This is a genomic window from Microvirga sp. HBU67558, assembly GCF_018069605.1.
In the GTDB taxonomy this organism is placed as follows: Bacteria; Pseudomonadota; Alphaproteobacteria; order Rhizobiales; family Beijerinckiaceae; genus Microvirga; species Microvirga terrae.
Genome location: NZ_JAGPUP010000549.1, coordinates 29395 through 41525 on the forward strand (window position 1 = coordinate 29395; position 12131 = coordinate 41525).

Consider the following 12131-nt stretch of genomic DNA (forward strand, 5'->3'; position numbering starts at 1 on the left):
GCATTCGCGCAAGAGAGACCCTGCAAATCTAACACTGGTTTTGCAGTTGGGAAAGATTATCCTCCACGACGTTCAACAACAGCAGGCGATGCAACTCCGGCCCGATGGAATCCGCGACCGGACGCCGACCGCTCTGCGCCTCGTTTCAACCGATCGGAGTTCACATGACCAAGGTTCTGGTTCTGTATTATTCGTCCTGGGGTCACATCGAGCAGATGGCCTATGCGGCCGCCGAAGGCGCCCGCGAGACCGGCGCCGAGGTCGTGGTGAAGCGCGTCCCGGAGCTTGTTCCTGCCGAGGTGGCTCAGGCTGCTCATTACAAGACCGATCAGAAGGCTCCCATCGCGACCGTCGAGGAACTGCCGGACTACGATGCCATCATCATCGGCACGCCGACCCGCTACGGCACCATGACGGCGCAGATGAAGAACTTCCTCGATCAGACCGGCGGCCTGTGGGCCCAGGGCAAGCTGATCGGCAAAGTCGGCTCGGTCTTCACCTCCACGGCGACCCAGCACGGCGGCCAGGAGGCCACCATCCTCACCACGCTGCCGGTGCTCCTGCACCACGGCATGGTGGTGGTCGGACTGCCCTATTCGTTCCAGGGCCAGATGGGCGTCGACCAGATCCGCGGCGGCTCGCCCTACGGCGCCTCCACGATCGCGGCCGGCGACGGCTCGCGCCAGCCGAGCGAGATCGACCTCGACGGCGCCCGCTTCCAGGGCCGCCACGTGGCCCAGATCGCCGCGAAGCTCGCCGCGAAGTAACCGACCCTCCCACGTCATCACCGGCCTCGTGCCGGTGATGACGGGTCACGGTTCGATGGGTCTTTCCGAACGCCTCACCGCTCCGCAGCGGCGCGCCTCAGGCGGTCGTTGATGGCCTCGCCCAGGCCGGTCTCCGGAACGGGACTGACCGCGATCGTCCCGGCACCCGACGCGTCGAGTTGCCGGAGATGGGAAAACAGATGAGCGGCGGCCTCCACGAGGTCGCCGCTTTTGCTGAGGTTCAGCGCCGATGGGGCCGCCTCGATGCCCCGCGGCGCGTCAGGGCCGAACAGCAGCGCGGCCTCGCCCGGCAGAAGGCTTTTCGCGTTCAGCCGCACCTGCGCCCGCGGCGCGTAGTGGGATGCCAGCATGCCGGGCGCGAGCGGGCTGGAGCCTGCCTCCGGCGCGCCTTCGAGCCGTCTGCCGATCAGCGCCTCAATGGCCTCTCGCGGCACGCCACCCGGCCGGAGCAGACGAGGCACGCCGCCCACGCATGATACGATGGTCGATTCGACGCCGACCTGGGACGTACCGCCGTCGAGCACCGCGTCGATGCGTCCGTCGAGGTCGCCCAGGACATGGTCGGCATCGGTCGGGCTCACGCGGCCCGAGCGGTTCGCCGAGGGCGCGGCGACCGGCCGTCCCGTCCGTTCCAGAAGAGCATGGGCGAGCGGATGAGCCGGAACGCGCAGGCCGACGCTGTCGAGACCGGCGCGAGCGAGATCCGAGACGGTGCAGGTCGGCGCCACGGGCACCACCAGGGTCAGGGGACCGGGCCAGAAGGCCTCCGCGAGGCGCGTCGCCGTGGCGTCGAACATCCCCTGGCTTCGGGCAGCTTCGAAGCTGGCCAGATGGGAGATCAGGGGATTGAAGCTCGGCCGCTCCTTGGCCGCGTAGATGCCCGCGACCGCCTCCGCGTCCGTCGCATCGGCTCCCAGGCCGTAGACCGTCTCCGTCGGGAAGGCCACGAGTCCGCCGCGGCGCAGGAGGGCGGCTGCCTCCGCCAGACCCGCCGCATCGGCGGTCAGACGCATCGTTTGGCGCATTGACCCGTGATCGTTCACGTCTAAACTATCCTTCCCCGAAGAGGCCTGTGCCTTGCGGGATTTGCCCTTGTCGGGCGGGTTTAATGGCGCGAGAACTCGCGTCAACATGAAAAGCCCACGTATCGAGAGGAAACGTTGATGACCTACCGCGCGCCTGTTCCGGACATCGTCTTCATCATGCGGCACGTGGCGGGCCTCGACCGGGCCGTGGCCGACGGCCTCTACGGCGATCTCTCGGCCGATCTGGCCGAGACCATCCTGGACGAGGCGGGCCGCTTCGCCAACGATGTGATCGCGCCGCTCAACCGCGAGGGCGACCGGGTCGGCGCGACTTTCAAGGACGGCCAGGTGACCACCGCGCCGGGCTGGAGGCAGGCCTACCGGGCCTGGACGGAAGCCGGATGGAATGCGCTACCAGGTCCGGTGGAATATGGCGGGCAGGGTCTGCCGACTCTGCTCAACTCGGCCTGCGTCGAGATGTGGAACGCCGCCTCCATGGCCTTCGGCATCGGGCCTGTGCTCACCATGGGGGCCATCGAGGCGCTCGCGTCCCATGCCACCGACGACCTGAAGAGCCGCTATCTCGAGAAACTGGTCTCCGGGGAGTGGACCGCGACCATGAACCTGACCGAGCCGCAGGCGGGATCGGACCTCGCGGCCCTGCGCTCCCGCGCGGAGCCCGCGGGCGACGGCAGCTATCGCATCACGGGCCAGAAGATCTTCATCACCTACGGCGAGCACGACCTCACCGACAACATCGTCCACCTCGTTCTCGCGCGGCTGCCCGACGCGCCGGCCGGGACGCGCGGCATCTCGCTCTTCCTGGTGCCGAAATTTCTGCCCGACGGCACGCGCAACGACGTGCGCTGCCATTCCATCGAGCACAAGCTCGGCATCCATGCCTCGCCCACCTGCACGATGATCTTCGGCGACCATGGCGGCGCCGTCGGGTGGCTCGTCGGCGAGGAGAATCGCGGCCTGGCCTGCATGTTCACGATGATGAACAACGCCCGCCTGGCGGTCGGCCTGCAGGGTGTGGCGATCGCCGAGCGCGCCTATCAGCAGGCCCTGTCCTATGCCAACGAGCGCAGGCAGGGACGGGCAATCGGGGCCGCTGAGAGCATGAGCCCGATCGCCGTGCACCCGGACGTGCAGCGCAACCTGCTGACCATGAAGGCGCTGACCGCCGCCGCGCGGGCCATCTGCTACATGACCGCGGAGGCGATCGACCGCGCCCATCTCGAACAGGATCCCGCACGGCGGAAGAAGGCCAACGAGCGCGCCTCCCTGCTCACCCCGGTGGCCAAGGCCTTCTCGACCGATATCGGCGCCGAGGTGGCGTCGCTCGGCGTCCAGGTCCATGGCGGCATGGGCTTCATCGAGGAGACGGGGGCGGCCCAGCACTTCCGCGACGCGCGCATCGCGCCGATCTACGAGGGCACCAACGGCATCCAGGCCATCGATCTCGTCACGCGCAAGCTGCCGCTGTCCGGCGGCGAGACCGTGCGGGCGCAGATCGCCTCCATGCGGGCCACCGTGGCGCGGCTTCTGAAGGAGTCGACGCCCGCCTTCGGGGCGACCGCGCCGCGCCTGCGCGACGCCGTCGAGAGCCTCGACCGGGCCACGGGCTATCTCCTCAAGACCGTCTCCTCCAACGCCCAGGGCGAGGCGCTGGCCGGCGCGACCCCCTACCTGCGCCTCTTCGCGCTGGCCCAGGGCGGCGCGGGCCTGGCCGAATTGGCGCTCGCCGCCCAGGCGCAGGCGGCGGCGGGCGACGGGGATCCGGCCCATGCGGGCCGCATCGCGCTCTGCCGCTTCTTCGCCGAGAACATCGCCGTCGGGGCGAAAGGACTGGAGGACACGGTCATGGGCGGGGCGGGCTTCATGCAGGATGCAACCCTGGCGCTGGCGAGCTGAGATCATGAGCCTGCAAGGAAAGACCCTCTTCATCACCGGCGCCTCGCGGGGCATCGGTCTTGCCATCGGCCTTCGCGCCGCCCGGGATGGGGCGAACGTGGTCATCGCGGCCAAGACTGCCGAGCCGCACCCGAAGCTTCCCGGCACCATCTACACGGCCGCCGAGGAGATCGAGGCGGCGGGCGGCAGGGCGCTGCCGCTCGTTGTCGACGTGCGCGACGAGGACGCCGTGAAGGGCGCCATCGACACCACGGTCGCGACCTTCGGCGGCCTCGACATCGTGGTCAACAACGCCAGCGCCATCAGCCTCACGCCGACGCCGCAGACCGACATGAAGCGCTTCGATCTGATGCATCAGATCAACACGCGCGGCACCTACATGGTGTCGAAATACGCCATTCCGCATCTGGAAAAAGCCGAGAATCCCCATATCCTGATGCTGTCGCCGCCCCTCGACATGAGCGAGAAGTGGTTCGCGCCGCATCTCGCCTACAGCATCGCCAAATACGGCATGAGCCTTTGCGTGCTGGGACTGGCGGGCGAGCTGCGGGGCAGGGGAATCGCCGTGAACGCGCTCTGGCCGCGCACGACCATCGCGACGAGCGCGGTCAAGAACCTTCTCGGCGGCGACGCGCTCGTTCAGGCGAGCCGCACCCCGGAGATTCTCGCGGATGCCGCCCATGCGGTCTTCCAGAAACCCGCGAAGAGCTTCTCGGGCCATTTCCTCATCGACGACGTGTTCCTGTCAGGCGAGGGCGTGACCGATTTCGAGAAGTACCGGGTCGATCCGACTCAACCGCTCGCCCCGGACTTCTTCGTGCCCGACGACACGCCGCCCCTGTCATCGTTGGGTTAGGGAAATCCGCTTCACTCCGCCCAGGAGTGCCACCCTCGACGTCATGGCCGGGCTTGCCCCGGCCATCCCGATGGTGTGAAGCGCCGCGCCTTACGGATCGGGATCACCGGCACAAGGCCGGTGATGACATGGTGGATGGATCGTGGGCGACCAGGAATGACAGGGAGTTCACGTGAGAGTACAAAGCCTGCGTCGAGCTGACATGACTGGGATGCCACAAAGGCAAGTTCCAGAAGGGCAAGTACGCGTATGATCGTGATTCACAGGCCGGCGCAGATGAAGGGCCCGATGGGCGAGTCCCTCGACCGCGAGGTTCTTCCGCCCGGCGATCCCATCCCTCCCGACGCCCTGTGGATCGACCTGATCGATCCGTCCAAGGAGGAGGACAGGCTCGTCGAGGCCCATCTCAGCATCGAGATCCCGACCAAGGAGGAGATGGCCGACATCGAGCCGTCCGAAATCCTCTATCACGAGAACAACGCCCGCTACATGACGGCGCGCGTCCTGTGCAGCTCGGACACCGACAACCCGAAGCTGATCGACGTGTCGTTCATCCTGACCGAGAAGGCGCTGGTCACCGTGCGCTACGGGGAGCCGCGCTCGTTCAGCATGTTCATGGCGCGCGCCGTGAAGCCCGGCGGATGCCGGCACCAGCCCGAAGCGGTGCTCGACGGCCTGCTCGAAACCATCATCGACCGCGCGGCCGAGATCCTGGGGACGGTAGGATCGCGCATCGACCGCCTCTCGCAGGCGATCTTCGAGAACGAGAAGCAGGGCACCCGTCGCGCCGCCTCCTATCGCTTCGCCCTACGATCCATCGGCCGCAAGGGCGACATCATCTCGAACGTGCGCGAGAGCATGGTGTCGGTGGAGCGCATGCTGCTGTTCCTGTCAGCCAGCATGCCGCGGCCGCAGAAGACGGCGGGCTACCAGTCGGAATGGCGCACTGCGCTTCGCGACGTGCAGTCCATCGAGGAGCACGCGACCTTTCTCTCCAGCAAGGTGCAGTTCCTGCTCGATGCGACGCTCGGCTTCGTCACCATGGAGCAGAACGACATCATCAAGATCTTCTCGGTCATGTCGGTGATCTTCCTGCCACCCACCCTGGTCTCGTCGCTCTACGGCATGAACTTCAAGATCATGCCGGAACTCGACTGGGAGTTCGGCTATCCCTGGGCGATCGGCCTGATGGTGCTCGCCGCCGTGCTGCCCTATCTGTTCTTCCGCTGGAAGCGGTGGCTTTAGGAGAGTGCCATGTGCGGGCGCTACGCGATCACGCTCCCTCCCGAGACCTATCGGGATTTCTTCGGCTATTCCGAGCAGCCGAACTTTCCTCCGCGCTACAACGTGGCTCCCACCCAGCCCGTGCCGATCGTGCTGGAGGACCGGGGCGAGCGGCATTTCATGCTGGTGCGCTGGGGCTTCCTGCCGTCCTGGGTGAAGGATCCCAAGGATTTCCCGCTCGTCATCAACGCGCGCGGCGAGACGCTGCAGACGAAGCCGACCTTCAAGGCGGCGTTGAAGCGCCGGCGCTGCATCTTCCTCGCGGATGCCTTTTATGAATGGCGGCGGGACGGGCGTGAGAAGACCCCGTTCATGATCCGCCCGCGCAGCCGCAGGCCCATGCCGCTGGCAGGCCTGTGGGAGACCTACACGAGCCCGGACGGAGCCGAGATCGACACCGCCGCGATCGTGACGACGGATGCCAACGGCACCCTGTCGGCCGTGCACGACCGCATGCCGGTGATCCTGTCGGATCAGGACATCGCCGCCTGGCTCGACGTGCGCGACGAGCGCGCCGACGTGATGGGCCTCGTACGCCCCTGTCCGGACGACTGGCTCGACCTGATGCCGGTCTCCAGCCGCGTAAACAAGGTCGAGAACGACGATCCCGGCCTGATGGAGCCGCTGACGCGGCCCGAACCGGCACCGGTCCCGGAGAGGAAGCCAAAGGCGAAGAAGCCGCTCTCCAGCGACGAGGACGAGCAGGGCAGCTTGTTCTAACGGTCTTTCCATCCACCGGCTGTCATGGCCGGGCCTGTCCCGGCCATCCCGGTCCGAAAGGCGCGGCGCTCCTCATGATCGGGATCACCGGCACGAGGCCGGTGACGACGTGGAGGGTGAATATCCAGTTCGGCTCTGACACCCTCTCACGTCATGGCCGGGCTTGTCCCGGCCATCTCGATCGGAAAAGCGCGGAGCCTCACAGGATCGGGATCACCGGCACGAGGCCGGTGATGACAGAAGGCTGAGAGCGAGCAACGGACTCACCGCCGTTTCTTCGCCACGTCGCGCCTCAGGATTCCGACCACTTCCAGATGCGGCGAATGCTTGAACTGGTCGACCGGAACCACCCGCTCGAGGCGGTAGCCCGTGCCCATCAGAATCGCGGCATCGCGCGCGAAGGTGGCGGCGTCGCAGGAGACGCTCACCACGAGCGGGACCTTCGACAGGGCGAGCTGTTTGGCCTGCGCTTCCGCGCCCGCGCGCGGCGGATCGAGCACCACGGCGTCGAAGGCGTTGAGCTCAGGCGTCAGCAGGGGCCGGCGGAAGAGATCGCGCGCCTCGGTCGTGACGCGGCGCAGACCGGGCGTCGCCCGGGCGGCCTTGTCGAGGGCCGTCATGGCGCCCTTGTCGAATTCCACCGCGTGGACGTCGGCCCTTTCAGCGAGCCGTAGCGAGAACGGCCCTGCGCCGGCAAAGAGGTCGGCCACGCGCTTGGCGCGCGCGCAGGCCTCGGTGACCAATCCGGCCAGCGTCTCCTCGCCGAGCCGCGTGGCCTGCAGGAAGGAGCCCGCGGGCGGTACGACGGCGGCGCGGCCCATCGCGATGGCGGGAGGGCGGCGCTCCACGATCACGTCGCCATGGATCGACAGGCGCGAGAGGTCGAGGCTCGCCGCGAGATCGATGAGGCGCAGGCGCTCCGGATCCTTGAGGGGACCGAAGCCGCGCACGTCCACGTCGAAGCCGGTCTGCGTCGCGGTGATCTGAACGTCGAGCGGCTTGCGCGGTCCCTTCAGATGCTGGCCGATGGCCCTGGCGATCTCGGGCGCACGATCCTTCAGGACGGGTTCCGAGATCGGGCAGAACGCGATCTCCACGATCTGGTGACTGCGCGGGGCCATGAAGCCCACATGCATGGCGCGGTCGGGAAAGCGCACATGCAGGGTGACACGCCGGCGTCCCTCGCCGTGGGCGTCGATGAGCGGCTCGACCGGCGCGTCGATGCGTGCTTGGCGTAGGGTATGGACGAGGGTCTCCTGCTTCCAGGCCTGATAGAAGCCGTGCCTCATGTGCTGCGTCGCGCAGCCGCCGCATTGGTCGAAATACGGACAGAACGGCGCCTCGCGCTCCGGCGACGGGTCATCGACGGAGACGAGGCGCGCATGCGATCCCTCGCGCTCGATGGTGACGGTCTCGCCCGGCAGCACCTTCGGCACGAAGACGGACCCGGAGGACGTCTCCGCGATGCCGTCGGCCTTGGCGCCGAGGCGCCTGATGGTAACCTGTTCAGCCAATGCGGGCTCCCAACAAGAATTCACGATTGCCGTCCCCGCCCTCGATGGGCGAGGGGACGAGTCCGATCACATCGAAGCCGAGGGACGTCACGAAGGACGAGAGGTCCTCGCACACGGCGCGGTGCACCGCCTCGTCGCGCACGATGCCCTTCTTCACGTGATCGCGGCCGGCCTCGAATTGCGGCTTCACGAGAACGGCGAGCTCCGCCCGGGGCTTCAGCAGGGCGACCGCCGGCGGCAGAACGAGTTTGAGCGAGATGAAGCTCACGTCCGAGACCAGGAGATCGGCCGCCTGCGGAATGAGTGCGCGGGTCAGCGAACGGGCATCCGTGCCCTCGAAATTCGTCACCCTGGAATTGCCCACGATGGTGGGATGCAGCTGGCCATGCCCCACATCGACCGCGTAGACATGGGCCGCGCCGCGCGTCAGCAGCACCTCCGTGAAGCCCCCCGTGGAGGCGCCGACGTCGAGGCAGATCTTGTCCCTCGGGTCGATCAGGAAGGCGTCGAGCGCCGCCGCGAGCTTGACGCCGCCGCGGGACACGTAAGGGTGCGGCTGCTCGGCGGTGATGACCGCCTCCTCGGGGACCGCGTCGGACGCCCGGCGGATGACGGCGCCGTTCACGGTCACGAGCCCGGCCGCGATGGCCTCCTGGGCCCGGGCGCGGCTCATGAAGAAGCCGCGCTCCACCAGCACCACATCGGCGCGCCTGCGGGTCATCGGAGCCTCGCGTTCATCTGGATCACGATCCTTTTATGGGCAGAAACCAGGCTCGGCCCTAGAACCTCTTACGGTCACAATTCTTCAAAGGCCAACGGAGGTCCCATGCTCAGCCGCCGACATCTTCTGACAGGTGCAACCCTGCTGGCCGCCAGCGCTGCCATTCCGCGCGCCTGGGCGCAAGCCCCCTCCGGACCGTTCAAGCTCGATCCCTTGCCCTACGCGCCCTCCAAGAACGAGCCGCATATCGACGCCCAGACCATGGAGATCCACCATGACAGGCACCACGCGGCCTACGTCAACAATCTCAACACGGCGCTCGCCCAGAACGCCGAGGCGGCCAAAATGCCGCTCCAGGACATGCTGGCGAACCTGAGCAAGGTCCCGGAATCGATCCGCACGGCCGTGCGCAACAACGGCGGCGGGCATGCCAACCACACCATGTTCTGGCAGATCATGGGCGGGTCGGGCGGCGAGCCCTCGGGTGAGCTCAAGGCCGCCATCGACCGCGACCTCGGCGGGTTCCAGAAATTCCAGGCCGATTTCAACACCGCCGGGGAGCGGCAGTTCGGCTCCGGCTGGGTCTTCGTCACGGTTGCCCGCGACGGCAAGCTCGCCCTGACCACCAGGCCGAACCAGGACACGCCCCTGATGGACGGGCAACGGGTCCTCATGGGCAACGACGTCTGGGAGCACGCCTATTACCTGAAATACCAGAACCGCCGGCCGGACTACCTCAAGGCCTGGTGGAACGTGCTCGACTGGAACAGGATCGGCCAGCGTTATGCTGCGGCGAAGTCGGGAACGCTGACGGTTTGATATCGAAGGACTCGCTGGTTCCCGCCACGTCATCACCGGCAGCCAACACCACCCTCTAGGTCATCACCGGGCTCGTCCCGGTGATCCCGATCCTTTGTGGCGCGGCGCTTATCCGTATCGGGATGGCCGGGACAAGCCCGGCCATGACGCAGAGGGTGTCAGGACGGGCGGAGGATGGCCGGGGCAAGCACGGCCATGACGTGGGAAAAATCCTAAGCGCTTGCCTTGCGGGTTTCTTCCCGGCCCAGGGCCTCGAACACCTTGGTGACGATCCCGGCGGAATCGAGCCCGGCCTTGGCGTACATGCGCTCGGGCTTGTCCTGGTCCTGGTAGATGTCGGGCAGGACCATGGCGCGCACCTTGAGGCTGCCTCGGTCGAGGGCGCCTCGGTCGGCGAGGAGCTGCAGCACGTAGGAGCCGAAGCCTCCGATGGAGCCCTCCTCGATGGTGACGAGAACCTCGTGGTCGCGGGCGAGCCGCAGGATCATCTCCTCGTCGAGCGGCTTGGCGAAGCGGGCATCCGCCACGGTGGTGGAGAGGCCGCGCGCCTCCAGCTCCTCGGCAGCCTTCAGGGCCTCGGACAGGCGGGTGCCGAGCGACAGGAGCGCGATCCGGCTGCCTTCCTTGACGATCCGGCCCTTGCCGATCGCGAGCGGGATTCCCTTTTCCGGCATGTCGACGCCCACGCCCTCGCCGCGGGGGTAGCGGAACGCGATCGGGCCGGAATCATGGGCGGCCGCGGTCGCCACCATGTGGACGAGCTCCGCCTCGTCGGCGGCCGCCATCACCACCATGTTGGGCAGGCAGCCGAGATAGGCGACGTCGAAGGAGCCCGCATGGGTCGGGCCGTCGGCGCCGACGAGGCCCGCCCGGTCCAGGGCGAAGCGCACGGGCAGGTTCTGGATCGCCACGTCGTGTACGACCTGGTCGTAGGCGCGCTGCAGGAAGGTGGAATAGATGGCGCAGAACGGCTTGTAGCCCTCGGTCGCCATGCCGGCCGCGAACGTGACCGCATGCTGCTCGGCGATGCCCACGTCGAAGGTGCGGGCCGGGAATTCCTTGCCAAACAGGTCGATCCCGGTGCCCGACGGCATGGCGGCCGTGACGGCCACGATCTTGTCGTCGGCCCTCGCTTCCCGGATCAGGCTCTCGCCGAACACCTTGGTGTAGGACGGAGCGTTCGCCTTGGCCTTGGTCTGCGCGCCGGTCACCACGTCGAAGGTGACCACCCCGTGATACTTGTCGGCGGCGGCTTCCGCGGGCGCGTAGCCCTTGCCCTTCTTGGTCACCACGTGGACCAGGATCGGCCCGGTCTCGGTGTCGCGCACGTTCTTGAGGATCGGCAGCAGGTGGTCGAGGTTGTGGCCGTCGATCGGCCCGACATAGTAGAAGCCGAGCTCCTCGAACATGGTGCCGCCGGTCCAGAAGCCGCGGGCGAATTCCTCGGCGCGCTGGGCTTTCTCGTAGATGAATTTCGGCAGCTTCTTGGCCAGCTGCTTGGCCGTCTCGCGGATCCCGCGATACGTGCCGCCGGAGACCAGGCGGGCGAGATAGGACGACATGGCGCCGGTGGGCGGGGCGATCGACATGTCGTTGTCGTTGAGAATGACGATGAGGCGCGAATGCATGGCGCCGGCGTTGTTCATGGCCTCGTAGGCCATGCCGGCCGACATGGCGCCGTCGCCGATCACGGCGATCACGTTGTTTGTCTTGCCCTCCAGGTCCCGCGCCACCGCCATGCCGAGGCCGGCCGAGATCGACGTGGAGGAATGGGCGGCCCCGAAGGGGTCGTACTCGCTCTCCTGGCGCTTGGTGAAGCCCGACAATCCCTCCGCCTGGCGCAGGGTGCGGATCCGGTCGCGGCGGCCCGTGAGGATCTTGTGCGGGTAGGCCTGATGGCCCACGTCCCAGATCACCCGGTCTCGGGGCGTGTCGAACACGTAGTGCAGCGCCACGGTCAGCTCGACCACGCCCAGGCCCGCGCCCAGATGTCCGCCCGTGACGGACACGGCGCTGATCGTCTCCGTCCGCAGCTCGTCCGCCACCTGCCGGAGCTGGTTTTCGTGCAGTCGACGCAGATCGTCCGGGGTCTTGATGGTGTCGAGGAGAGGTGTGGACAACGTTGTTCTCGCCAAGCTTGAAGCCGGGTGGCCGTCACCAGGAGATAGGTTCGGGGAGCACCCGGGTCAAACGCGAGGCCCCAACCTTCCTGCTCGGCCCGATTATTCCGCCACGTCCAGCGGAGCCGTGCCAGAGGCGGCGCCGTCGGGCCCGATGGTGATCTTCTCGATGCGGGCCTCGGCCTTCTTGAGGAGCTGCTCGCAATGCTTCTTCAGGGCCTCGCCGCGCTCGTAGATGGCGATCGAGTCCTCGAGGGGCACGTCGCCGCGCTCAAGACGGCGGACGATGTCCTCCAGCTCGGCCAGGGCCTTCTCGAAGGGGAGGGTCTTGATGGAGGCGGTGTCGGTCATGCGGGGTTCCGTCAAA

Annotated in this window: 11 protein-coding genes; 6 read left to right on the forward strand and 5 right to left on the reverse strand. The window is 67.4% G+C overall.

Annotation, left to right across the window (positions count from 1 at the left end):
- The first annotated feature begins 164 nt into the window (after positions 1 to 164).
- A complete protein-coding gene (wrbA, locus tag KBI52_RS23580; protein WP_173946733.1) occupies positions 165 to 767 on the forward strand; it encodes an NAD(P)H:quinone oxidoreductase in 603 nt (200 codons plus the stop codon).
- Positions 768 to 841: 74 nt separating this feature from the next.
- Here the strand turns inward: wrbA and KBI52_RS23585 are convergent, their stop codons facing one another.
- Entirely contained in the window at positions 842 to 1813 is a 972-nt protein-coding gene (locus tag KBI52_RS23585; protein WP_210811938.1) for an L-threonylcarbamoyladenylate synthase, read from the reverse strand.
- A 138-nt stretch (positions 1814 to 1951) separates the two neighbouring features.
- Between KBI52_RS23585 and KBI52_RS23590 the strand changes: the two genes are divergently transcribed.
- From KBI52_RS23590 to KBI52_RS23605, 4 genes are all read left to right on the forward strand, one after another.
- Entirely contained in the window at positions 1952 to 3730 is a 1779-nt protein-coding gene (locus tag KBI52_RS23590; protein ID WP_210811939.1) for an acyl-CoA dehydrogenase, read from the forward strand.
- Between the two features lie 4 nt (positions 3731 to 3734).
- Positions 3735 to 4586, forward strand: a complete 852-nt coding sequence (locus tag KBI52_RS23595) for an NAD(P)-dependent oxidoreductase (protein ID WP_210811940.1) — start codon at positions 3735 to 3737, stop codon at positions 4584 to 4586.
- Between the two features lie 249 nt (positions 4587 to 4835).
- On the forward strand, positions 4836 to 5831 hold the full coding sequence (locus tag KBI52_RS23600; RefSeq protein ID WP_173946729.1) for a magnesium transporter CorA family protein: 996 nt from the start codon (positions 4836 to 4838) through the stop codon (positions 5829 to 5831).
- Between the two features lie 9 nt (positions 5832 to 5840).
- Positions 5841 to 6590, forward strand: a complete 750-nt coding sequence (locus KBI52_RS23605; protein ID WP_210811941.1) for an SOS response-associated peptidase — start codon at positions 5841 to 5843, stop codon at positions 6588 to 6590.
- A gap of 263 nt (positions 6591 to 6853) precedes the next feature.
- Here the strand turns inward: KBI52_RS23605 and KBI52_RS23610 are convergent, their stop codons facing one another.
- Together KBI52_RS23610 and KBI52_RS23615 are read right to left on the reverse strand one after the other, a co-directional pair.
- Positions 6854 to 8104: a class I SAM-dependent RNA methyltransferase gene (locus KBI52_RS23610; protein ID WP_173946727.1), complete on the reverse strand. Its 1251-nt coding sequence runs from the start codon at positions 8102 to 8104 to the stop codon at positions 6854 to 6856.
- Complete coding sequence (locus tag KBI52_RS23615; RefSeq protein WP_173946726.1) at positions 8097 to 8825, reverse strand: TlyA family RNA methyltransferase; 729 nt, start codon at positions 8823 to 8825, stop codon at positions 8097 to 8099. The genes KBI52_RS23610 and KBI52_RS23615 overlap by 8 nt, the downstream gene beginning before the upstream one ends.
- A gap of 105 nt (positions 8826 to 8930) precedes the next feature.
- Here KBI52_RS23615 and KBI52_RS23620 point away from each other — a divergent pair, with 105 nt between their 5' ends.
- Positions 8931 to 9644: a superoxide dismutase gene (locus tag KBI52_RS23620; RefSeq protein ID WP_247654597.1), complete on the forward strand. Its 714-nt coding sequence runs from the start codon at positions 8931 to 8933 to the stop codon at positions 9642 to 9644.
- Between the two features lie 212 nt (positions 9645 to 9856).
- Here the strand turns inward: KBI52_RS23620 and dxs are convergent, their stop codons facing one another.
- Positions 9857 to 11764, reverse strand: a complete 1908-nt coding sequence (gene dxs / locus KBI52_RS23625) for a 1-deoxy-D-xylulose-5-phosphate synthase (protein WP_173946725.1) — start codon at positions 11762 to 11764, stop codon at positions 9857 to 9859.
- A 102-nt stretch (positions 11765 to 11866) separates the two neighbouring features.
- Entirely contained in the window at positions 11867 to 12115 is a 249-nt protein-coding gene (locus KBI52_RS23630; RefSeq protein WP_009764792.1) for an exodeoxyribonuclease VII small subunit, read from the reverse strand.
- Between the last annotated feature and the right edge of the window lie 16 nt (positions 12116 to 12131).

What these genes read in the sequence shown, in the direction of transcription:
- wrbA (WP_173946733.1), top strand. Translation starts at nt 165, where the DNA reads ATGACCAAGGTTCTGGTTCTGTATTATTCGTCCTGGGGTCACATCGAG.
- KBI52_RS23585 (WP_210811938.1), bottom strand. Translation starts at nt 1,813, where the DNA reads ATGCGCCAAACGATGCGTCTGACCGCCGATGCGGCGGGTCTGGCGGAG.
- KBI52_RS23590 (WP_210811939.1), top strand. Translation starts at nt 1,952, where the DNA reads ATGACCTACCGCGCGCCTGTTCCGGACATCGTCTTCATCATGCGGCAC.
- KBI52_RS23595 (WP_210811940.1), top strand. Translation starts at nt 3,735, where the DNA reads ATGAGCCTGCAAGGAAAGACCCTCTTCATCACCGGCGCCTCGCGGGGC.
- KBI52_RS23600 (WP_173946729.1), top strand. Translation starts at nt 4,836, where the DNA reads ATGATCGTGATTCACAGGCCGGCGCAGATGAAGGGCCCGATGGGCGAG.
- KBI52_RS23605 (WP_210811941.1), top strand. Translation starts at nt 5,841, where the DNA reads ATGTGCGGGCGCTACGCGATCACGCTCCCTCCCGAGACCTATCGGGAT.
- KBI52_RS23615 (WP_173946726.1), bottom strand. Translation starts at nt 8,825, where the DNA reads ATGACCCGCAGGCGCGCCGATGTGGTGCTGGTGGAGCGCGGCTTCTTC.
- KBI52_RS23620 (WP_247654597.1), top strand. Translation starts at nt 8,931, where the DNA reads ATGCTCAGCCGCCGACATCTTCTGACAGGTGCAACCCTGCTGGCCGCC.
- KBI52_RS23630 (WP_009764792.1), bottom strand. Translation starts at nt 12,115, where the DNA reads ATGACCGACACCGCCTCCATCAAGACCCTCCCCTTCGAGAAGGCCCTG.